Consider the following 19,585-nt stretch of genomic DNA (forward strand, 5'->3'; position numbering starts at 1 on the left):
GCGTGAGCACAGATTGATCGATGCGCATGCTTTTGAAGGAGTTCTGAAAAACGCTGGCGCGGCATATGAGATAAATGCTGGTGTGACGTGTCTCGAGGCAGCAGCTAGCGGCTGGCTGGTGGCGGCTTTACCGCTTCGTCCGTTATCCAGAAGACCTGCCGCATCCCATCTTCCTCGCGCTCGGTGACCGCCACGGGCTTGAGCCGTCCTGCGCGGCACGGTCCTCCCACGCAGAGCCCGGTGTCGGGCTCGTAGACCGCGCCATGCCGTGCGCACATGATCTGGTTACCCGCGCGGGTGAAGAAACTGCCCTCCCAGTCCAGTTCAACGCCGACGTGCGCGCACCGATTCACGTAGCCGTAGACGTGGCCCTGAAAGCGAACGAAGAATACGCTGGTCGGCCCATTTCGGTCCTCGGCCTGAACTTTTACGCCGATACCGCCCTCTACAAGATCGCTCCCACGGCAGACGAGGATTTCATTCCTTTCATTCATGATTTCGCCCCTCAGGATTCTTCATCCGCGACAGCGGCTCGCGGATCGTTCGATATGGCGCGACCCTTCATGTCCGCGACGCTGTCGGCGCCAGAGAGCGCCACTGCTCGGCTGAGCTCTGATCTAAGGATGTCCAGCGCGTGGCGCACGCCCACTTCGCCGGCGCTCGCCAGGCCGAAGAGCGTCGCTCGCCCTAGTTGCACACCATCTGCGCCCATGGCGAGCGCTTTGGCTATGTCCGTGCCGGTGCGAAATCCGCTGTCCACGAGGGTCGTCATTCGGCCCTGCAGCCGCTTGGATATCTTGGCGAGTGCCGTGATCGTGGCTTCCGCGGCATCCAGTTGACGGCCGCCATGGTTGGAGACCACGATGCCGTCCACACCCGCGCTTTCGGCACGCTCGGCATCCTGCACATCCAGGATCCCCTTGAGCACGAGCTTTTTCTTCCATACGGATCGCAGCCAGTCCAGATCTTGCCATGTGAATGCGCTGCTCAGCTGCTGCTGCATCACTTCGGAAATCGTGCCGCCGCTGGCCGACGATCCCAGCGCCTCAGCAAACACCCGGAGGGTCGGCGAACCTCCCCGTGTCATCTGAATCGCCCAACCTGGCCGTCGGGCGCAATCCAACATATTTCCCGGCGTCCAACGGAACGGCAGTGTGAACCCGTTGCGGATGTCGCGATTGCGGCGGCCCGCAACCGCCGTATCCACGGTGAGTTGCAGAACGCTGAATCCATGCGCGTCGATACGCTGGAGAAACGACTCGACCAACGCGCGATCTTTCAGCATGTAGAGCTGGAACCAGCGGTTCTGCGTCGAAATGCGAGAAATGTCGGCTAGCGTCTGGCATGCTGCGGTGCTCATGACGAATGGAATCCCGGCCGCCGCGGCCGCTCTTGCGAGACACTCGTCCCCGCGCAGCCAGTAAGCGCCGTTCAGACCGGTGGGACCGATGATCATTGGCATGCTGCTGCGCTCGCCCAGCAATGAGGTCTCGAGCGACACATTGCTGACATCCGTCAGCACCTGCTGTCGCAACGCGCAATCCCGAAGCGCTTCTCGGTTGCGCGCCGCGCAATGGCCTTCGCCCGCATCTCCATCGATATAGTCGAAGACCATGCGTGGAAGGCGCCGCTTGGCAATCGAACGCAAGTCATCGATGCTGGCCGCGCGTTTGAGCGCCCGAGGAAGTTGCAACGCTGCAGTCACGTCATTCAGCCTTGAGCTCGCCGGACTGCACCAGCTCGGCGGACAATGCCGACTCCTGCTGTATGACCGCTTCAAAATCCGCCGCGCTGCCGCCGCGAGACAGCGTGCCTTGCGCAACCAGCGCGTCGCGTACGGACTTGTCTTTCAGGATCTCGTTAATTGTCGAATTCAGCTTTGCCACGACCTCGGGTGGCGTACCCGCCGGTGCAAGGATGCCGAGCCAGGTGAGGTGGCTGAAGGGCTTACCAAGCACCTCCGACACCGTCGGCGTATTTGGTAGTGCCGGCCAACGGGTGTCCGACGTCACAGCAAGGGCTCGAACCTTCCCGGATTGGATCAGCGGCAGAGCCGCTGACAGCGTTGAGGACACCATCGGAATCTGACCCCCCACGGCGTCGGCCAGGGACGGCCCGGATCCACGATAAGGCGCATGCACCAGTTTTATCTCCGCTGCGCGCTGAAAGAGCTCGGCGGCAACGTGGCTCGGCAGGCCGAATCCGGGGCTGCCGAACGCGATGGCGTTCGGCTGGGCCTTGGCTTGCGCGATCAGTTCTTGCAAGGTTGCAAAGGGGGCATTGTTAGCGGCGACAAGCACGGAAGGGCCGCGAGTCGCTTCAACGACTGCGACGAAATCAGCCAACGCATAAGGCGCCTTCTTGAAGAGGTGCACATTGAGCGGATGGTTGTTGCCGGTCAGCAGGAGGGTGTAGCCATCGGGCGATGCGCTGCGCACGACCTCCGTGGCGATGTTGCCGCCGCCTCCGCCCCGGTTCTCGACCACCACCGACTGCTTCAGGGCGCGTCCCATCTTTTCACCGATCAGTCGTGCCACGAAGTCGCCGCCGCCGCCCGGGGCGGACGGCACGACGACACGGATGCTGCGTTGGGGATAATCGTCCGCGGCCGCCGCGCTGGTCCCGATAACACAGGTCGACAACACCATGCTGGCGAGGGATGCGTGAACGAAGCGGGAAAGTCGAAGTTGCATTGTTGTCTCCATTTTTGTTTCTTTGCGCCCGCCACAGATCGGCGTGTGCGCGCGATTGCCGAGTCCGGTCTTCGCCGGATACTCAGATTGAACTCACAACTTTGCCGCCGGCAAGGGAGTCAATGTCGGAATTCGAATACCCCAATTCAGCCAGCACTTCGCGGGTATGTTCTCCATAGCGCGGAGCACCTCGCCGCGTGACGCCGCTGCCGTCCGAGAACTTGATCGGGCAGCCCAATGCCTGAATGGTGCCAGCCACGGGATGATCGACTTCCACGACCATTTCGCGCGCTTGCGTCTGGGGGTCGGCCAGCACTTGCGCCATGGTGCGAACAGGGCCGGCTGGCACGCCTTCACGTTCGAATTCCGGCATCCAGTCGTCCGTGCCCCGAGTGCGAAGAATCTCCGACATGACGGAAACCAGTTCGGCGCGATTGGCCATGCGGGCGCCGTTGGTCCGGAAGCGTTCATCCGTGATCATCCACGCGGCGTCCAGCACACGCGCCGTACCTTCCCACGTCGCTTGGCTGATGGCTCCGACATTGATCCATCCATCCCGAGTCGGAAACGCTTGATAGGGGGCAGCAACGGGATGCGCAGAACCCATCGGTCCGGCGGATACCCCGGTCGCCAGAGCGAGCGCGGCGGGCCAGTAAGTATGTACAACGGACGCTTCGAGCAGCGACGTGTCGACGAATTGTCCTCGTCCCGTCTTGAGCCGGCGAATGTAGGCGGCCAGAATGCCGGTCGCCGCCAGAATGCCGGCCGTGACATCGCCGACCGGGATGCCAAGCTTCACGGGCGGTCGCCCCGGCGCTTCGCCAGTCATGCTCATCAGCCCAGACATACCCTGCGAGATCAGATCGTATCCGGCGCGCTTGGCGTAGGGGCCGTTGGAACCGAAACCGGTGATCTTGCAATAGATCAACGCCGGGTTTTCTTCACGCAATGATTCGTATCCGAGGCCCAGCTTCTCCATCGTTCCCGGGCGATAGTTCTCAAGGACGACGTCGGCGGTGGCGATCAGTCGGCGCACGACTTCCACGCCTTGAGGATCCTTGAGGTCGACGGCGATTCCGCGCTTGTTCCGATTGATGATCATGAACGATGCGGACTCGCCCTGGATCTCAGGCGGCGTTGTGCGGCGGGTGTCATCGCCGCCCGGCAGCCTCTCGACCTTGATGACGTCAGCGCCCATGTCGGCCAGCAGCAATCCGCCGACCGGGCCGGCCATGACATGTGCAATCTCGATGACTTTAAGGCCGGCCAACGGGCCGCCAGCTTCGTCTTTCATTTCAGTTCGCATCGTGAATCACTTTCCCTGGTAAACCGGCCGCTGCTTGGCCAGAAAGGCTTGAAAGCCATGGTGATAGTCTTCGGTGTCGAAGCAGTCGTAGCCCTCTTCGAGCTCGGTCGCGTCCAGCGGTGTGCCTTGTCGCAGTCGTTGAACGAATTTCTTGTGCCAGCGCGCGGACAAAGGCGCACCAGCCAGAATCTGACCGACGACGTCGGCGAGCGCAGTGTCGAACTCGGTGTCCTTCACGATCTGCTGCACGATGCCAAGCGCTCTGGCCTCTTCGGCGCCGATGATGTTGCCGAGCAGCAAAAGGCGCAGCGCACCGTCCTCGCCCGCCACGCGCACAAGCCCTTCCAACTCCGGATATGCAAGAACGGCGCCAAGTCGGGCGATCGGCACGCCAAAACGGCTATCGGCATCGCACATCCGGACGTCGCAGAACGCGGCTAGTTCCAGGCCGCCTCCGACACACGCGCCGCGAATGGCTGCTACCGTCGGAACGGGAAAGTCGCGTACTCCATGCATGGCACGATGGCCATGGCGCGCGAAAGCTATCGCTTGCGCTTTGGTGGCACGGATGGATTCGAACTCCTCGATATCCGCCCCGCTGCCGAATGCTTCAGTACCAGCGCCGCGCAGGACCAGACAGCGCAGGCTTTCCTCCCTTGCCAATGACTCCAGCGCATCGCCCATCGCGATCCACATGGCCTGGCTCATGGCGTTCTTTTTGCCGGGGTTGTCGATGATGATCGTCGCGACATGACCCTCGCGCTGCACGTGAATGGCGCCGCTCATAGCGTCTCCTGTTTATGGTTTTGTGTAGTCTAGGAGAGGCGCTGCTGCGACAAAAAATACATTTTTGAACTGGGGGCATATAGAATCGTTATGGCTTGAACGCCCCCTGTGCCATAAGAGTTCGCCCCATGGAAGCCCGTGTCCTGAAGTATTTTGTCGGCATTGTGGACGCCGGCAGTTTGTCGCGTGCTGCGCGGTCTCTGCATGTCGCGCAACCCGCCCTTACCCTGCACATGAACAAGCTGGAAGAGCAGCTCGGCGTCCAACTGTTGCTGCGGGATGTTCGAGGCGCCACTCCCACTGAAGCGGGCAAAGCCGTCTACCGGCATGCGAAGCATGTCCTGCGCCAACTGGATGCCACGCCCGAGATTGCGAGTCAGGCAGCCATCGGCCCCTCAGGTCCTGTCGTGGTGGGGTTGCCGTGGACGGTTTCGTCGGTAATTGGTCTGGATTTGCTACGGGCGGTATTGGCCTCGCTCCCGGCGGTCAGGTTGCAGATTGTGGAAGGGCCGAGTTCCATGCTGGGTCCGCTTGTCGCTCAGGGGCAGCTGGACATGGCAGTGGTGTTCGACAACACGAACGACCGCGCTCTGGATCTGACTCCCCTCCTGCTCGAACCGCTGTGGCTGGTGGGCGCCCGGGGCACGCTGAAGCGTCGCCGCAGCGTGTCTATCGAGGAAACCTGCGCTTATGAGCTGTTGCTCTTGAGAAGGCCAAACGGGATTCGCGAGATGCTGGAAACGTCCTGGCTCAAGCTGAATGCCAAGCCGCGGGTGCTAGCCGAAATTGATTCACCCGGCCTGCTGATGCAGGCCATCGAGAGTCGGATGGGATTCTCGATTTTGCCCTCCGCGTCGTTGCCAGGAGCGGATGCGTCGAGGCGCTTTGATCGCGCCCATCTGCAAGGCGATTCCCTGGCTCGCACTGGCTATCTCGCGGTAAGCCGATATCACAGCCCCTCGGCGGCAGCTCTGGAAACTCTCAGACTGTTGACTGCAAGCGTTCGGACATCAATCAATAGTGGCGTCTGGGCCTGTGAACTACTCGAGACGCCCTGAGCGCGGCCTTCGGGCCGATTTTAGTTTCAGGATCGATCCGGCGTCGTGCGATGTCCGCAGGCAAAGGTACAGGAAGTCTGTCAGGGATCCCCCCACAATGCCACGGCCAAGCACAAAGAGCGCGTGATACACAAGGTTACTTCGCCTGCTGCTGCCAAGGGTGCCCGCATGGTAAATATCGCCGGGGAGGGCGGCTTGGCGTATCGCCAGGCTCATTTTTCTTTTAAGGAGCTGACCATGAATACTGTTCACAAGATGAATGCTGTTCAAGTGCCCTTGAAAAGACTTTCTGCGATCGTGTGCCTGGCCGGACTGGCATGGGCTTCAGGCTCTGCCCACGCAGCCGACACGAGCAGTACGACGCAATCGCAGCATCAGCAGGATGTCGCGACGTGCAAGAGCGGCACCTCCGGCCAACCGCTGGAAACGTGCTTGCGCGAAGCCGCGGCGGCCCGTCAGGAGCGCGAACGTCAAAACCTGAGTGCGGAAAGCCCCGAGCAATTGCGGCAGAACGAGCTGGCTCGCTGCAACCGCCTGCCCGAATCACAGCGTGCAACCTGCGTGTCCAAGATGACCTCGCCCACGAATGTGCAGGGCAGCGTGCAGGGCGGAGGGGTAATGCGCAAGAAAGAGATCCAGGTGCCCGCCACGCCGGCGAATCCGGCTCCGGCCCGCTGAACGGTCCGTTTCAGAACGCACAAATGTAGTGATTCGCAGCCACGCGGTAAATGCTCGCGTGGCTGCTCTCGTCCGTTGCGCGGTACTGCCTAGAACCGCTGGTCTTTGTCGAACGGCACCTCGGAATCGCTCGGACGTTCGAACGTCGGCGCTTCACCGTTCAAGTCGGCAACATGAATCTGCGCGAGTCGGGTCGCCTCGGCAATAGCGCCATGGGCGGAATGAAAATGTTCGTCGATGGCAATGCGTTCGGACGGCACGCCGGCTATCGGTGAGATCAGTGTGTAGCCGATGCGCCATTCATCGCCGTCTTGCTCCGGCTTCGTGATCTGAAAGTCCCACTTGGCTGTTTGCATGATTCCTCCAGTCGATCGGTTCATCCTACTGCACTCGATGCGCCCTTGAAAGGTGTGACGGTTCCGTGCGGTCATCACCCTGGTGCAAGCCATGACAGCAAGCAGGCAGGCATAAGAGTTGCTGCTTGGCTACGCGCATCTTTGCAGAGTCACCGCTATGGCCAAACCGAAGCTCGACGTCCGATCCGGACAGTATGCCGGCAAGCTGCCCCGCGACACATTCCGTCTGCGCTTCATGCGCCGCTTCTACGACCCGGGATTCAAGGCAGAGGCCGAAGCACTGGCGCGGCTCGAATCCATCGCCTGGGATGCCTATGCGAACGGACGCAAGGCGCCCCACACCGTCAAAGCGGGATCAGGTTATGCCGATCCCGATTACGACCTGTCGGTGGAATGGAAGGAAGCGCATGATCGTCTGGCGCGCGCGGCGTTGATGCAGCGCGACCCGGATACGCGCTCGCGCGTCCTGGTGATCAACGGCGCGGCGCGCAATGACGGGACCTGTCCAGGCGAAGTCGCAAAGACGTGGCGGCTGTCTGAAATCGTGCGCGATGAACTGGAGTCGGCAGGTGTGCAGGCGGACATGCTGGACCTCAGCCGGTTGACGTCGGAATACCAATACCTTATCCATCCCTGCAAAGGCTGCGTATCCACGGCGATGCCGCTCTGCCATTGGCCCTGTAGCTGTTATCCCAACCATTCGCTCGCGCAGGACAACGATGCGATGAACGACATCTACGAGCAGTGGGTATCGGCGCACGGCGTGATCCTGCTGGCGCCCACGTATTGGTATCAGTCGCCCAGCGTGCTGAAGCTGATGATCGACCGGCTGGTCTGCGCGGATGGGGGCAACCCCGATCCGACGACGACCTCGGGCAAGGACGCGATGAAGGCCAAGCAGATCGAGATGGACGGGTGGCCGTTTCCGAAGCACCTGGCGGGCCGCGCTTATGGCGTCATGGTCCATGGCGACGTGGCGGGGATCGAGGGGCAGCGGCGCGCGCTGTGCGATTGGCTGGAATGGATGGGGCTGGTGGATGCGGGGGCGTCGTCGAAGCTGGATCGCTACATTGGCTACTACAAGCCTTATGCCACGAGTCACGCGGATCTGGATGAGGACACGGCGGTGCAGGAAGAGGTGCGCAATGTGGCGAAGGCGATGGTCATGTGCCTGCCGCGCCTGCGGGCGGGGGAGTGGCCCGCCGTGGAGCAGGGGTTGCCGTCGCCGCGGCCGAAATAGCCGAACGATCAATTCCCCGTTGTCGGCAGCAACTGCATCCCCGTGCGGCGCGCAAACTCTTCATAGCTGATCGGCGCGCCTGCCTTTGTGCTCGCGCTGTTCGCCTGCCAATGCACCCACGAGCGCCCCGTGGATGCATCAAACACGACCTTGAACAGGTGGCTGGGCACGGCAACGCCGGACCCGATCTCCTTGGGCTTGTCGCCATAAAACGGCCCGGTGAACACATACACGTCGCCCGACGCGCGCATCACGTATTTGCGCGTGTCCTGCTCGATCTGGCTCCACGGGCCGCCGTTGTGGCGCTGGTCCTGCGGCACCATGTTGGCCAGTGAAAAGCTTTGCGCCATGGCCTCATGGGTGGACATGTCACCCGCGGGCGCCATGTGGCCGCGCGAATAGCCCGAACCCTTGTAGTCCGCCAGTTCGGCGCGTTCGGCGCGAGGCACGCGCGCCTCGGCGTAGAACTTGTCGGCCCGCTCCATGCCCTGTGCCTGCGTCAGGATCTTGCGGTTCAGGCGCTCGGCCACGAATACGGGCGTCTTGGTCTGGCCGTTGTGCAGGATGGCGAAGTTTGAAAAGCACAACTCGCGCAACGCCTGGCTGGCGGGCACGACGGGCGGGCGTTGCTGCGGGAAGAATTGCGGGCAGTCGGAAAAGCGCGTGTGCGCCATGCCGCCGGCGGGCGCGGCTGCGGGCGCAAACTTTTCCTGGGTTGGCCAGCCGACGCGCGCAAGAATGTCGTCGACGGAGAAGTGCGCGCGCCACTGGGGGTTCAGCGCATAGGTGGCTGCGCCGAACGCGGCCAGCGACGTCAGCGTGAACGTACGCAGGAATCGGTAGATGCGGCCGGGGCTGGCGGCCCGGCTTTTGCTGGCCGGGGCTTTCTTTCTGGGTGCTGATTTCTTCGCGCGGGTCATGCTGCCTGTTTGTTGCGGGCCGGCGCCACTTCGCGCTCGGCAACTGGCGGCATTGTAGATGACCGCAACATGACAGGCGCTGGGCCGGTAACGCCGGCGCTGTCCACCGCCCGAGCGGCGGCGGGCAGAGTATTCTTATGCTCGTTCGAAATTCAAAAACACGACAGCCGCACCTGCCGGCTGACAGGACTGGGGAAGTTCAATGAGATCGTCCGTGCTTTTCGTGGCCGCCCTTGTGACGGGCTGCGCTGCTCCCGCGCCGGGAGACATGATCACGCAGTCGAAGGTGCAAGCCATCAAGATCAACGTCACGACGTTTGATGAAATGGTCCGCGACTTTGGCCCGCCCCGCACGCAGGACATCAACAAGCAGGGTCTGCGGACGGCGTCGTGGTTCTATTTCAACAACAGCGAGTTCGGCGCCATGCAGGATCAGCGCACCCTGACGGTGACCTACAACAAGGACGGCACGGTCAAGGAATACCTGAACGCGTCCGCGGGCGAAAGGGACGGCGCGCAAAAGGCGCGATAGCGCGTTCGTCGCGAAGGCGCGCGGCTCCGGTCACGATACTTGGCGATTGGCAGCGCACCATCTCGGAAAGCGGCACGCGGCACGAACACTGAATCACTGCTGCGGCGCCGCCTTCAACGCATTCGCCCGAATCTGCTCCGATCGCTGACGCTGTTCGTTCCGAATCGGGATGCAGTCCACCACCAGCACCTCTTCGCCGGTCCGCAGGTCGATGACCTTGGTGGCGCGGTACAGGTTGCTGGGCGGGCCGCGGTCCAGGCAGGCGCGCTTGGCGCCGGAGCTTGCCCGGAACAGCTCGGGCACACCTTCGTAATGCGGGTTCGGCACGCTCCATTTGCCGCTCATGTCCTGGGTCCGCACCACATACTGGCCAAAGGCCGGACCGCTGCACAGCAGGATGGCCAACGCGCAGGCGGCGCCAATGGCGGTTCTCATGGCGGACGATCCTTTAAGGACGACGGGTAGGGCAGCGTAGCAGCGCGCCGCCGCCTTCGCCGTCCGCCATATGGATGAGGATTACCTCACCAGCTGTACGCCGATCACGATCATCAGGATGCCGACGCACGCATCCAGCACACGCCACGCGGCGGCATTGGCGAAGACGGGCCGAAGCAGGCGCGCGCCGTATCCCAACGCGAAGAAAAAGCAGAACGACGCGCAGATTGCCCCCGCAGCAAAGGCCAGCTTGCGGCCTTCGTACTGGCTGGATATGGAGCCCAGCAGGACCACGGTGTCCAGATAGACATGCGGGTTCAACCACGTGAGTGCAAGGCACGTCGCCAGCGCGGCGTATGGGCTATTCGCCTGACGGGACGAGGGCGACAAATGGGCGTGCTGCGTGCGAAACGCCGAATGCAGGCTGCGCGCCGCGTAAACAAAGAGAAATAGGGCGCCGCCATAACGCATGGCCGGTTCCAGCCAGGGCAGCAGGCCGACCGCGATGCCAAAGCCCGCCACGCCCGCCGCGATCAAGATGGCGTCGGACAGCGCGCAGGTCAGGCAGATCACGAAGACGTGTTCCTTGCGCAAGCCCTGTCGCAGCACAAAGGCGTTCTGCGCGCCGATTGCGACGATGAGGCTGAGGCCAAGGAGAAATCCGGGGATGAAAGCGGTGGTCATGCTGCAACGTCTGGCAAGGCACAAGGGGCGCTCAGACTAGCGCTAGCCGCGTGATTAGAAAAACTAAATATCCTAATCTTTGATTAGTACAGCTAATTGAACGAGCCTGCCCGCATCTCGTCCATGCGCTTCCCGAAGCCTCGCTCGTGCCAACGCCAGTTCACGACGCACTGCTCGCGCCCGCCGCCACCAGATGATCCAGCAGCAACGCTGCGGCCGCAGGCAGCGCCGATGCGTTGCGCATGCAGATCGCGAAGCGCCGCCGGCTCCAGGCGTCCTTCAGCGGCAGCACCCGCAGCCCGTGCGCCAATGCATAGGGCGTGGCGACTTCGATGGGCGCCACGCTGATGGCCAATCCCGCCAGCACGACGCGAAAGGCCGAATCGAAGTTGCTGACCGTGACGCGGTGCCGCAGCGCCTTGCCGCTGTCGTTGGCGGCCGTTTGCAGCATGCGCAGGACGGCGCCGGCGGCGGGCATGCTCACATGCTCGTATTCCAATGCGTCTTCAAAGAAGACGGCTTCGCGGTCGGCGAGCGGATGGCCCGGCGCGGTGACGATCGCCAGGCGGTCGCCCCGGTACGGACGCCGTTCCAGTCCATGAAAGTCCGCTGCATCCCAGCAGATGCCCAGGCTGGCGATGCCTTCCCGGACGCCGCGCACGACCTCCTGGCTGACGCGTTCCTCCATGTCGACCCGAATGTTGCGGTGGGGCGCGGCCTGAAGGAAGGCCGCGATGTCCTCGGCCAGGGATTCGGCGAGGACCGATGCGGTGGCCAGGATCCGCACCTGTCCCTTTACGCCGCTGGCGTAGGCGGACATGTCGCGTTCGATGCGCTCGGAGCTGGCGAGGATGGCGCGCGCGTGCTCCAGCAGCGTTTCGCCGGCTTCGGTGGGCTCGACCCCCCGGCGCTTGCGCGTGAGCAGTTTGGCGCCTACGGTGTCCTCAAGCTGCGCGAGCCGCTTGCTGATGGCCGACCCCACGATGTTGGCGCGCTGGCCGGCGCGGGCAATGTTGCCGGTCTCGCAGACGGAGATGAAGAGACGCAGGGTGGTGATGTCGAGGTCGCGCATGGCGGTCGCCCAGGTTGATATTCCGAAACGGAATTTTAAGCGTTCCAAAATACTGCTTGTGGGCGGATTGAGAATATCTAAACTGGGGTTTCTCTTCTCATCGCCGAATTGCCATGCCCCTCCAAGAACCCTCCTGTCGCCCGTCGGCCGTCACGATCCGTGAAGTGGGGCTACGCGATGGCCTGCAGAGCCTGTCCGTCGTGATGCCTACGCAGACCAAACTCGACTGGATCGACGCGGCCTACGCGGCGGGCCAGCGCGAGATCGAAGTGGGCTCCTTTGTGCCCGCCCGCCTGCTGCCGCAATTGGCGGACACGGCGGAACTGATCGCCCATGCCACGCGGCTTTCCGGCCTGTCGGTGTCCGTGCTGGTGCCCAACCTGAAGGGCGCCGAACTGGCGCTGGCCAGCGGTGCTCACCTGATGCTGGTGCCGCTCTCGGCCAGCCACGCGCACAGCCTGGCGAACCTGCGCAAGACCCCCGAGGAGGTGGTGACGATGGTCGGCCAGATGCGCGCGGCGCGCGACGCGGCGGGCTCGTCCATGCTGATCGAGGGCGGCGTCGGAACGGCTTTTGGCTGCACCTTGCAGGGTGAAGTGCGCCAGGACGAAGTGCTGCGGCTCATGCAGGCGCTGCTGGATGCCGGCGCCGACCGCGTCAGTCTGGCCGATACGGTGGGATATGCCGATCCGGCGTCGGTGGGGCGATTGTTCGAAGCCGCGCGCCGCATCGCGGGCGATCGTTTGTGCTGCGCCCACTTTCACGACACACGCGGGCTGGGGCTGGCGAATGTGCTGGCCGCGCTGGACACCGGGGTGGCGCGGTTTGACGCCTGCCTGGCGGGCATCGGCGGCTGTCCGCACGCGCCGGGCGCCAGCGGCAACGTCAGCACGGAGGATCTGGTGTTCATGCTGCAAAGCATGGGCATCGAGACCGGCATCGACTTGCCCCGCCTGCTGGACTTGCGCGAAGCCGCCGCTGGCTGGCTGCCCGACCAGCCGCTGCACGGCGCGCTGTGGCGCGCCGGCCTGCCCAAGACCTATCCTGCACGCAGCGGCCAGCCGGCCTGAGCGTGCGCATTACGCATCAACATCGAGCCTTTCCATGCAAAACGCCGCCACTCCCCCGTCCTCCCGTCCCTTGCCCCTTGCCGGCCTGCGCGTCGTGGAGTTCACCCACATGGTCATGGGGCCCACCTGTGGGATGGTGCTGGCCGATCTGGGCGCCGAAGTCATCAAGGTCGAACCCGTGCGAGGCGACCGCACGCGTCATCTGCTGGGCGTGGGCGCGGGATTCTTTCCGATGTTCAACCGGAACAAGAAGAGCATCGCGCTGGACATCCAGAGTCCGGCGGGCGCCGAGGTGGCGCGCAAGCTGGCCGCCAGCGCCGACGTGGTGGCGGAAAACTTCCGGCCCGGCACGATGGCAAAATTCGGCCTGGACTACACCTCGCTGTCCAAAGAGAATCCGCGCCTCATCTACGTCAGCCACAAGGGGTTTCTGCCGGGCCCTTATGCGATGCGCACGGCCCTGGACGAGGTCGTGCAGATGATGGGCGGGCTGGCCTACATGACCGGACGGCCGGGCGATCCGGTGCGCGCCGGCACCAGTGTGAACGACATCATGGGCGGCATGTTTGGCGCCATCGGCGCGATGGCGGCACTGATCCAGCGCGGCATCACCGGGCGCGGCCAGGAGGTGCAGTCGGCGCTGTTCGAGAACAACGTGTTTCTCGTGGGCCAGCACATGCTGCAGTACGCGATCACGGGCCAGCCGTCCGCGCCGATGCCCGAGCGGGTATCGGCCTGGGCGCTCTATGACGTCTTCACGGTCAAGGACGGCGAGCAGATCTTCCTGGCGGCGGTGAGCGACGCGCAGTGGGTGACGTTCTGCGATGCCTTCGGATTCGACGATCTGAAAAACGACCCGGCGATGGCCACGAACAATGACCGGGTGCTGCTGCGGCCCACGCTGCTGGCGGATCTGCGCAAGCGGCTGGTGCATTACCGCGCGGCGGAGCTCGCAGCCGTGTTCGAACGCATCGGCCTGCCGTTCGCCCCCATCGTCAAGCCGGAGGAGCTGTACGACGATCCGCACCTGCGCGCCACCGGTGGGCTGGCCGACATCCGTTTACCTGACGGCGAGCGGGCCGGCCAGACCGCGGGCGCCGCCCTGTTTCCGCTGATGATGGACGGGCATCGCCTTGGCGTGCGGCGCGATCCGCCTGTGCTGGGCGCGGACACCGACGCGCTCCTGCAAGGGTTGGGGTACGACGCCGGACAGATCGAAGCGTTGCGCGCGCAGGGCGCCGCAGCGTGAGGTGGTGGCGCGCGCGTCAGGTTTGCAGCATGCCGCGCCGCGCCTGAGCAGTTGATAAAGCCGTTGCAGTAAACGGCCGCGCAAGTCGGCCGATACAAAAACCATCAGGAGACAGACATGGGCAATCAACGTGCGGGCGGGCGCTGGAGCCGCCGCCAGGTGCTGGGCGCGCTGGGCGCCGCCGTGCTGGGTGTGCCCGGCGTGACGTGGGCGCAGTCGGACCGGCCGGTGAAATTCATCCTGCCTGTGGGCGTGGGATCCGGGGTGGACACGATCACCCGGGCGGCGGGACCTGCCTTGTCCACCGCGTTGGGCCATACCGTCGTGGTCGAAAACCAGCCTGGCGCGGGCGGCATCGTGGGCACCTCGGCACTGGTGCGGTCGGCGCCTGACGGCTACACGCTCAGCATGGTGTCGAACAACCATGTGATCTTCCCGAGCGTCTACAAGAGCCTGCCCTTCGACCCGCTGGCCGACATCACGCCGATCAGCATGGTGGGCATGACGCCGTTCCTGGTGGTCGCCAATCCGCAGAAGATTGCCGCGAACGACATCAAGGGGCTGACTGCGCTCTTGAAAAGTCAGCCTGGCCGCTACAACTACGCGTCGTCGGGCAATGGCACGATCCTGCACCTGGCCGCGGAAATGTATGTGCAGCAGGCGGAGGTGAAGGCGCGGCATATCCCGTATAAGGGCGTGGGACCGATGATGGCCGATCTGATCGGCGGGCAGGTCGACTTCGGCGTGCTGTCGCTGCCGTCCGTCCTGCCGCAGATCAAGAGTGGCGCGCTCAAGGCGCTGGGCGCCTGTGGCGCAGAGCGCATGGCGGCGCTGCCCGACCTGCCGACGCTGCGCGAGCAGGGTCTGGCGGACTACGAAATCGGCGGGTGGTTCGCGGCGGTCGGACCGGCGAAGCTGCCGCAGGCGGACGTGCGCCGCATCTTTGACGCGTTGGGCCGCGCCTTCAATTCGCCGGAGGTGAAGCAGGCGATGGCGACCCAGAACAACCGTATCGTCCTGATGCCGCCGGAGCAGACGGTGGCGTACTTCCGTTCGGAAATGACGAAGTACGCGTCCGTCGTCAAAGGCGCGGGCCTGGAACTGATGTAGCCCGCGACCAGCGGCAGGTCAGCTGCCGTTGCTCTTGCCGTGGCCGTTTGGGTCGGCCGCGCGCAGCAGGCCGTACAGCTTGTCTTTCAGGTGCAGTTTTTCTTTTTTAAGCACCTCGATCGCGGCGCCCGAGGACGGCTTGATGCCGTCCTCCATGTTCTGGATTTCCTGATCCAGATCGTTATGCCGCTGGAACAGCGCCGAAAAGTGAGCGTTTTCGGACTTGAGTTGGGTAATCAGCTCGCGGTATTCAGGGAACATAAAGGCCTCTTGAGGAACCGGTTGACGGGACCGACGATGCGCCTGGCTCGACGCGATCATCAGCGTCAAAGCCCATGACACGCCAACGCCATCGCCTTGTCAACCTTGCGGACCAAACCGCCGCTGGCTGCCGTTGACCCTGCGCAAGGCGGGCAAGAAATGAGCCATTCTGTCGTGCGCGTTCACGTTTCTTTACAGAATGGTCTGTCCCCGGCGATACACTCGCTTCCCCTTGGACTGTCCCAGATCCCCAATGAACAAGCGCGCACCGGTCTATCGCAGAGTGATGGATCTTTTCAAGCAGGACGGCCGGATCCATCCCGGCACGGGAATGATGAGCGGCGTGATTGCGCTGTTTCTGGCCATTCTGTCAGTGCTGGGTGTGCTGGCGTTTCACTTTCCCGCTTACCTGACCACGCCCGAGCTGCGCAGCTTCTACTCGGTGGAAGCGATGCGCACGCTGCTGTTCGGCGCGCTGCTGGTGTCGGGCTCGATTGCGCTGGCCAACACCGTGCTGGGACGGCAGCGCTGGCTCAACATTGCGGCGTTCGTGCTGGTGTGCTGCGCGGTCGCTGCAGGCGGCAGCCAAGTGGCCGTTAGCGCCACCAATACTGGCGGCCATCCGTATCTTGGGCTTGATTGGTTCATTCTGGACTTGCTGGCGTCAAGCACCGTCTTCATCATTTTCGAGAAGCTGACGCCGCTGTACCCGGGCCAGCCGGTGTTTCGCGGCGAATGGCAGGTGGACATGAAGCACTTCCTGTTCAATCACCTGTCGGTGGGCGCGGTGCTGCTCTGCATCAACTTCTTCATTCACCGCCTGTTTTCATGGGCGGCGTACGAGCCGCTGCAACAGGCCATCCAGTCGATGCCGTATCTGCTGGAGCTGTTCGTGGCGGTGCTGGTGGCGGACCTGGCGCAATACGCCGCGCACCGCATTTATCACGAGGTGCCGTTCATGTGGCGCTTCCATGCCGTGCACCACAGCACGCGCACGCTGGATTGGCTGGCCGGCTCGCGCCTGCACATCGTTGAACTGCTGATCACGCGCGTGGCCGTGCTGGGCGTGCTGTTCGTCCTGGGCTTTTCGAAGGCCGTGCTCGATGCCTACATCATCATCGTGGGATTCCAGGCGGTGCTGATCCATTCCAACGTGAAGCTGCCGTGGGGCTGGCTGCGCTACATCATCGTGACGCCGGACTTCCATCACTGGCATCACTCGTCCGATACCGAGGCGATCGACAAGAACTACGCCGCGCACTTTTCATTTATCGACTATCTGTTCGGCACCGCGGTGCGCGGGGCGGGAAACCGGCTGCCGCAGAACTACGGGATCCTGGACAACGACATGCCAGGAACATTCCTGGCGCAGCAGGCGTATCCCTTCGCCCGCAAGCAGAAGTGACAAAGGCCCAGGCAAATGCCTGGGCCTTTTTTCATCGCTGTCTCAGCGTGGTCTGGCCGGCAAGCCGGCCGCGCAACCTTACTTGGCCGCCTTGAAGGCCGAGTACGAGGCCATCAGATTGCGGTAGTCGGGGATGTGGTTGGCGAACAGGGTGCCCAGGCCTTCCACGTCGTTGCGCCAGTCGCGGTGCAGTTCGCAAGCCACGCCGAACCACGACATCAGTTGCGCGCCGGCCTGTTCCATGCGGCGCCATGCGGCGTCACGCGTCACTTCGTTGAAGGTGCCCGAGGCATCGGTCACCACGAACACGTCAAAACCTTCTTCGATGGCCGACAGCACGGGGAAGGCGACGCAGACTTCGGTGACGACGCCGGCGATGATCAGTTGCTTCTTGCCGGTGGCCTTGACGGCCTTGACGAAGTCTTCGTTGTCCCAGGCGTTGATGTTGCCGGGGCGGGCGATGTAGGGGGCGTCGGGGAATTTGTCCTTCAGTTCCTGGACCAGCGGGCCGTTGGGGCCGTCTTCGAAACTGGTGGTCAGGATGGTCGGGAGCTTGAAGTATTCGGCCAGGTCGGCCAGGGCCAGCACATTGTTCTTGAATTGGTCGGGCTGGAAGTCGCGCACCAGGGACAGGAGGCCGGCTTGGTGATCCACCAGCAGAACGGCGGCTTGGGACTTGTCGAGCTTCACGTAGGGGCGGGTCATGGCTGATTCCTTGGTCAATTCAGGTTTTGCGCGGTGTTGCGCGGTGGTTTGGGCAACGCTGAGTGCGTAGGAAGGATATTAATTTCAGGACGACCGCGCCGGTAGACGGGAATTTCGACTCTCAGCGTTCTATTTATCGGACAATGTATGGACGGGTTGTAGGGTGGGGATGCCGTGGCGCGTCTGCGTTGCGGCTTCGCAGCGCGCGTTTTCACGATACGCGTCTCCCATGAAATCCAACAGCTCACGGACGGCAGGCAGAAGGCCACGCCGCGACGGAAACACGGCATGGACACTGCCGGGCTCGGGTTGCCAGGGCGCGCCCACGGGCACAAGGGTGCCCGCATCAAGTTCCTCGCGAATCATCAGGAGGGGCAGGGCGACGACGCCCACGCCCCGCAGTGCGGCCTGCTTCAGCGCCAGCATGTCGTCCGTGACGAGGCGGGGCATGAAAGGCACCGCCAGGCGCGCGTTCTCCGGTCCCATCAGGCGCCATTGGCATTCCCGCTGCTCGGTCCCGAGCGCCATCGTCGGCTGCCGGCTGATGCGCTGCAGGTCGCCGGGATCGGGCAGTGTGCGCGCCAGGGCGGGGCTGGCGACCAGGCTCTGGCAGCTCAAGCCCAGGTTTTTCATGACCAGGTCGCTGCTTTCGATGGGGCCGAAGCGCACCCGTACCGCCAGGTCGAAGCCTTCTCGCAGCACGTCCACCGGCCGGCTGAAGCTCTTCAGGTAGATGTTCACCTTGGGGCACTTTTCCATGAAACGCGCCACCACGTCACCGAGGAAGTAGTAGATGAGCGCAGGCGGCGCGGCGATGCGGATGGTGCCTTGCGGTTCGGCGTGCGTGCGGTCGATGACATCCTGCGCCGCTTCGGCGCCCGCCAGCATCGCCAGGCACTGGTCGTAGTATTCCTGGCCCAGTTCCGTCACCGCGAAGGTACGGGTGGAGCGCTGGATCAGGCGCACGCCAAGGCGTTCCTCCAGCAGCGCGATGCGGCGGCTGAGGCGCGACTTCGGGATATCCAGCGCCCGCCCGGCTGGCGCGAAACCGCCATGTTTGACGACCTCCACGAAGTAATAAAGGTCATTCAGGTCGTGCATGCAAATTCCTCGTGGGTTGTCGGTGGGCCGGTCGAGCATATTACGGCGCGCGGCGCCGATTCCCTATAAAGTCGCCATTACCCACAGGAAGTAGGGAGGAGACGCCATGTCCATCGATCCGCTCGCGCTTGCGCGGGAAATGAAGGCGGCGCAGGACCATGCCACGCCGATTGCGCCCCTGACGGCAAGGCACGCCGGCTTTGGCCTGGCGCAGGCCTACGATGTGGCGGCCAAAGTCCACGAGATGCGCGTGGCGCAAGGCGCGCAGCAAGTCGGCCGCAAGATCGGTTTCACCAATCCGGCGATGTGGGCGGCGTTGGGCGTGGACTTTCCGGTCTGGGGGCGCGTCTACGCGCACACCCTGGTGCAGGCCGACGGCGGCGAGGTCCGCTGCCAGCTCGCTGCGTACGCAGAGCCGCGCATCGAACCCGAGATCGTGCTGCACTTTCATACCGCACCGCCGCAAACGCGCGACCTGACGCAGATTCTGGCCTGCGTGGACTGGATCGCACATGGGTTCGAACTGGTCCAATCGCATTTCCCCGCCTGGCAGTTCCAGGCGGCCGATACGGTGGCGGACAACGCGCTGCACGCCGCGCTTTTCATTGGGGCGCGCGCCGAACCCGCTGAACTCGGGCCCGACTTGCTCGACCGGTTGCAGCGTTTCCAGGTGGCGTTGTCCTGCAATGGCCAGCTGCGCGAGACCGGCAGCGGCGCGAACGTGCTGGGGAACCCGGTGGCCGCGCTGGCGCATCTGATTGATGTGGTCGCGGACCGAGCGGCAACCGACGCAATCCAGGCCGGGGAACTGGTCACGACCGGCACGCTGACGCGCGCCTACCCCGTTCACGCCGGCGAGACCTGGAGCACCGAGCTCGACGGGCTTAGCCTGCCAGGCATGCGGATCGTCTTCGAGGCGTAGAA

22 protein-coding genes are annotated in these 19,585 nt (G+C 63.7%); 9 read left to right on the top strand and 13 right to left on the bottom strand.

Features of this window, described 5'->3' with window-relative positions; translation table 11 throughout:
- Positions 1 to 104: 104 nt before the first annotated feature.
- The 5 genes from AC6LJW_RS12250 to AC6LJW_RS12270 all read right to left on the bottom strand — a co-directional run bounded on the left by AC6LJW_RS12250 (position 105) and on the right by AC6LJW_RS12270 (position 4,785).
- Entirely contained in the window at positions 105 to 494 is a 390-nt protein-coding gene (locus AC6LJW_RS12250) for a Rieske (2Fe-2S) protein (RefSeq protein WP_498087442.1), read from the bottom strand.
- An 11-nt stretch (positions 495 to 505) separates the two neighbouring features.
- Positions 506 to 1,705 carry an alpha-hydroxy acid oxidase gene (locus AC6LJW_RS12255; protein WP_498087443.1) on the bottom strand — a complete coding sequence of 400 codons (1,200 nt, stop codon included), beginning with the start codon at positions 1,703 to 1,705 and terminating at the stop codon, positions 506 to 508.
- A gap of 1 nt (position 1,706) precedes the next feature.
- Complete coding sequence (locus tag AC6LJW_RS12260) at positions 1,707 to 2,693, bottom strand: tripartite tricarboxylate transporter substrate binding protein (RefSeq protein WP_498087444.1); 987 nt, start codon at positions 2,691 to 2,693, stop codon at positions 1,707 to 1,709.
- Between the two features lie 82 nt (positions 2,694 to 2,775).
- Positions 2,776 to 3,987, bottom strand: coding sequence for a CaiB/BaiF CoA transferase family protein (locus AC6LJW_RS12265; RefSeq protein WP_498087445.1), 1,212 nt, complete (start codon positions 3,985 to 3,987; stop codon positions 2,776 to 2,778).
- An 18-nt stretch (positions 3,988 to 4,005) separates the two neighbouring features.
- Positions 4,006 to 4,785: an enoyl-CoA hydratase/isomerase family protein gene (locus tag AC6LJW_RS12270; RefSeq protein ID WP_498087446.1), complete on the bottom strand. Its 780-nt coding sequence runs from the start codon at positions 4,783 to 4,785 to the stop codon at positions 4,006 to 4,008.
- A 128-nt stretch (positions 4,786 to 4,913) separates the two neighbouring features.
- Here AC6LJW_RS12270 and AC6LJW_RS12275 point away from each other — a divergent pair, with 128 nt between their 5' ends.
- Both AC6LJW_RS12275 and AC6LJW_RS12280 read left to right on the top strand, forming a co-directional pair.
- Positions 4,914 to 5,843, top strand: a complete 930-nt coding sequence (locus AC6LJW_RS12275) for a LysR substrate-binding domain-containing protein (protein ID WP_498087447.1) — start codon at positions 4,914 to 4,916, stop codon at positions 5,841 to 5,843.
- Positions 5,844 to 6,011: 168 nt separating this feature from the next.
- Positions 6,012 to 6,521: a hypothetical protein gene (locus AC6LJW_RS12280; protein WP_498087448.1), complete on the top strand. Its 510-nt coding sequence runs from the start codon at positions 6,012 to 6,014 to the stop codon at positions 6,519 to 6,521.
- Between the two features lie 89 nt (positions 6,522 to 6,610).
- Here the strand turns inward: AC6LJW_RS12280 and AC6LJW_RS12285 are convergent, their stop codons facing one another.
- Entirely contained in the window at positions 6,611 to 6,877 is a 267-nt protein-coding gene (locus AC6LJW_RS12285) for a hypothetical protein (RefSeq protein ID WP_056570708.1), read from the bottom strand.
- A gap of 157 nt (positions 6,878 to 7,034) precedes the next feature.
- Between AC6LJW_RS12285 and AC6LJW_RS12290 the strand changes: the two genes are divergently transcribed.
- The gene (locus AC6LJW_RS12290) at positions 7,035 to 8,117 is read left to right on the top strand and encodes a flavodoxin family protein (RefSeq protein WP_498087449.1); all 1,083 of its coding nucleotides are present in this window, start codon (positions 7,035 to 7,037) and stop codon (positions 8,115 to 8,117) included.
- Positions 8,118 to 8,125: 8 nt separating this feature from the next.
- On the opposite strand, the gene AC6LJW_RS12295 is transcribed toward AC6LJW_RS12290, so the two are convergent.
- Entirely contained in the window at positions 8,126 to 9,037 is a 912-nt protein-coding gene (locus AC6LJW_RS12295) for a DNA/RNA non-specific endonuclease (RefSeq protein WP_082579044.1), read from the bottom strand.
- Positions 9,038 to 9,239: 202 nt separating this feature from the next.
- Here AC6LJW_RS12295 and AC6LJW_RS12300 point away from each other — a divergent pair, with 202 nt between their 5' ends.
- Positions 9,240 to 9,569 (top strand): hypothetical protein, encoded by a 330-nt coding sequence (locus tag AC6LJW_RS12300; RefSeq protein ID WP_498087450.1) that lies wholly within the window; start codon positions 9,240 to 9,242, stop codon positions 9,567 to 9,569.
- A 93-nt stretch (positions 9,570 to 9,662) separates the two neighbouring features.
- Here the strand turns inward: AC6LJW_RS12300 and AC6LJW_RS12305 are convergent, their stop codons facing one another.
- From AC6LJW_RS12305 to AC6LJW_RS12315, 3 genes are all read right to left on the bottom strand, one after another.
- Complete coding sequence (locus AC6LJW_RS12305; protein WP_056570702.1) at positions 9,663 to 10,004, bottom strand: hypothetical protein; 342 nt, start codon at positions 10,002 to 10,004, stop codon at positions 9,663 to 9,665.
- Positions 10,005 to 10,085: 81 nt separating this feature from the next.
- On the bottom strand, positions 10,086 to 10,688 hold the full coding sequence (locus tag AC6LJW_RS12310) for a LysE/ArgO family amino acid transporter (protein ID WP_498087451.1): 603 nt from the start codon (positions 10,686 to 10,688) through the stop codon (positions 10,086 to 10,088).
- Between the two features lie 160 nt (positions 10,689 to 10,848).
- Positions 10,849 to 11,760, bottom strand: a complete 912-nt coding sequence (locus AC6LJW_RS12315) for a LysR family transcriptional regulator (RefSeq protein WP_056570698.1) — start codon at positions 11,758 to 11,760, stop codon at positions 10,849 to 10,851.
- A 113-nt stretch (positions 11,761 to 11,873) separates the two neighbouring features.
- Between AC6LJW_RS12315 and AC6LJW_RS12320 the strand changes: the two genes are divergently transcribed.
- The 3 genes from AC6LJW_RS12320 to AC6LJW_RS12330 all read left to right on the top strand — a co-directional run bounded on the left by AC6LJW_RS12320 (position 11,874) and on the right by AC6LJW_RS12330 (position 15,189).
- Entirely contained in the window at positions 11,874 to 12,830 is a 957-nt protein-coding gene (locus AC6LJW_RS12320) for a hydroxymethylglutaryl-CoA lyase (RefSeq protein WP_498087452.1), read from the top strand.
- A gap of 34 nt (positions 12,831 to 12,864) precedes the next feature.
- Positions 12,865 to 14,079 (top strand): CaiB/BaiF CoA transferase family protein, encoded by a 1,215-nt coding sequence (locus tag AC6LJW_RS12325; protein WP_056570694.1) that lies wholly within the window; start codon positions 12,865 to 12,867, stop codon positions 14,077 to 14,079.
- A 117-nt stretch (positions 14,080 to 14,196) separates the two neighbouring features.
- On the top strand, positions 14,197 to 15,189 hold the full coding sequence (locus AC6LJW_RS12330) for a Bug family tripartite tricarboxylate transporter substrate binding protein (RefSeq protein WP_498087453.1): 993 nt from the start codon (positions 14,197 to 14,199) through the stop codon (positions 15,187 to 15,189).
- An 18-nt stretch (positions 15,190 to 15,207) separates the two neighbouring features.
- Here the strand turns inward: AC6LJW_RS12330 and AC6LJW_RS12335 are convergent, their stop codons facing one another.
- Positions 15,208 to 15,450 (bottom strand): HP1242/YdcH family protein, encoded by a 243-nt coding sequence (locus AC6LJW_RS12335; RefSeq protein WP_056570690.1) that lies wholly within the window; start codon positions 15,448 to 15,450, stop codon positions 15,208 to 15,210.
- A 253-nt stretch (positions 15,451 to 15,703) separates the two neighbouring features.
- On the opposite strand from AC6LJW_RS12335, the gene AC6LJW_RS12340 reads away from it, so the two are divergent.
- Entirely contained in the window at positions 15,704 to 16,855 is a 1,152-nt protein-coding gene (locus AC6LJW_RS12340; protein ID WP_056570688.1) for a sterol desaturase family protein, read from the top strand.
- Positions 16,856 to 16,933: 78 nt separating this feature from the next.
- On the opposite strand, the gene ycaC is transcribed toward AC6LJW_RS12340, so the two are convergent.
- Both ycaC and AC6LJW_RS12350 read right to left on the bottom strand, forming a co-directional pair.
- Entirely contained in the window at positions 16,934 to 17,560 is a 627-nt protein-coding gene (gene ycaC, locus AC6LJW_RS12345) for an isochorismate family cysteine hydrolase YcaC (protein WP_056570984.1), read from the bottom strand.
- Between the two features lie 129 nt (positions 17,561 to 17,689).
- Positions 17,690 to 18,661 (bottom strand): LysR substrate-binding domain-containing protein, encoded by a 972-nt coding sequence (locus tag AC6LJW_RS12350; RefSeq protein WP_056570686.1) that lies wholly within the window; start codon positions 18,659 to 18,661, stop codon positions 17,690 to 17,692.
- Positions 18,662 to 18,767: 106 nt separating this feature from the next.
- Between AC6LJW_RS12350 and AC6LJW_RS12355 the strand changes: the two genes are divergently transcribed.
- Positions 18,768 to 19,583: a 2-keto-4-pentenoate hydratase gene (locus tag AC6LJW_RS12355; protein ID WP_056570684.1), complete on the top strand. Its 816-nt coding sequence runs from the start codon at positions 18,768 to 18,770 to the stop codon at positions 19,581 to 19,583.
- The last annotated feature ends 2 nt before the right edge of the window (positions 19,584 to 19,585 follow it).

Source organism: Achromobacter sp. 1012554356 (assembly GCF_059760815.1).

Excerpts from the sequence above, each read along its gene's own strand:
- AC6LJW_RS12265 (WP_498087445.1), bottom strand. The coding sequence starts at position 3,987 with ATGAAAGACGAAGCTGGCGGCCCGTTGGCCGGCCTTAAAGTCATCGAG.
- AC6LJW_RS12250 (WP_498087442.1), bottom strand. The coding sequence starts at position 494 with ATGAATGAAAGGAATGAAATCCTCGTCTGCCGTGGGAGCGATCTTGTA.
- AC6LJW_RS12355 (WP_056570684.1), top strand. The coding sequence starts at position 18,768 with ATGTCCATCGATCCGCTCGCGCTTGCGCGGGAAATGAAGGCGGCGCAG.
- AC6LJW_RS12280 (WP_498087448.1), top strand. The coding sequence starts at position 6,012 with ATGGTAAATATCGCCGGGGAGGGCGGCTTGGCGTATCGCCAGGCTCAT.
- AC6LJW_RS12310 (WP_498087451.1), bottom strand. The coding sequence starts at position 10,688 with ATGACCACCGCTTTCATCCCCGGATTTCTCCTTGGCCTCAGCCTCATC.
- ycaC (WP_056570984.1), bottom strand. The coding sequence starts at position 17,560 with ATGACCCGCCCCTACGTGAAGCTCGACAAGTCCCAAGCCGCCGTTCTG.
- AC6LJW_RS12340 (WP_056570688.1), top strand. The coding sequence starts at position 15,704 with ATGAACAAGCGCGCACCGGTCTATCGCAGAGTGATGGATCTTTTCAAG.
- AC6LJW_RS12335 (WP_056570690.1), bottom strand. The coding sequence starts at position 15,450 with ATGTTCCCTGAATACCGCGAGCTGATTACCCAACTCAAGTCCGAAAAC.
- AC6LJW_RS12305 (WP_056570702.1), bottom strand. The coding sequence starts at position 10,004 with ATGAGAACCGCCATTGGCGCCGCCTGCGCGTTGGCCATCCTGCTGTGC.
- AC6LJW_RS12295 (WP_082579044.1), bottom strand. The coding sequence starts at position 9,037 with ATGACCCGCGCGAAGAAATCAGCACCCAGAAAGAAAGCCCCGGCCAGC.
- AC6LJW_RS12275 (WP_498087447.1), top strand. The coding sequence starts at position 4,914 with ATGGAAGCCCGTGTCCTGAAGTATTTTGTCGGCATTGTGGACGCCGGC.
- AC6LJW_RS12350 (WP_056570686.1), bottom strand. The coding sequence starts at position 18,661 with ATGCACGACCTGAATGACCTTTATTACTTCGTGGAGGTCGTCAAACAT.
- AC6LJW_RS12270 (WP_498087446.1), bottom strand. The coding sequence starts at position 4,785 with ATGAGCGGCGCCATTCACGTGCAGCGCGAGGGTCATGTCGCGACGATC.
- AC6LJW_RS12330 (WP_498087453.1), top strand. The coding sequence starts at position 14,197 with ATGGGCAATCAACGTGCGGGCGGGCGCTGGAGCCGCCGCCAGGTGCTG.
- AC6LJW_RS12285 (WP_056570708.1), bottom strand. The coding sequence starts at position 6,877 with ATGCAAACAGCCAAGTGGGACTTTCAGATCACGAAGCCGGAGCAAGAC.
- AC6LJW_RS12260 (WP_498087444.1), bottom strand. The coding sequence starts at position 2,693 with ATGCAACTTCGACTTTCCCGCTTCGTTCACGCATCCCTCGCCAGCATG.
- AC6LJW_RS12315 (WP_056570698.1), bottom strand. The coding sequence starts at position 11,760 with ATGCGCGACCTCGACATCACCACCCTGCGTCTCTTCATCTCCGTCTGC.
- AC6LJW_RS12290 (WP_498087449.1), top strand. The coding sequence starts at position 7,035 with ATGGCCAAACCGAAGCTCGACGTCCGATCCGGACAGTATGCCGGCAAG.
- AC6LJW_RS12320 (WP_498087452.1), top strand. The coding sequence starts at position 11,874 with ATGCCCCTCCAAGAACCCTCCTGTCGCCCGTCGGCCGTCACGATCCGT.
- AC6LJW_RS12325 (WP_056570694.1), top strand. The coding sequence starts at position 12,865 with ATGCAAAACGCCGCCACTCCCCCGTCCTCCCGTCCCTTGCCCCTTGCC.
- AC6LJW_RS12300 (WP_498087450.1), top strand. The coding sequence starts at position 9,240 with ATGAGATCGTCCGTGCTTTTCGTGGCCGCCCTTGTGACGGGCTGCGCT.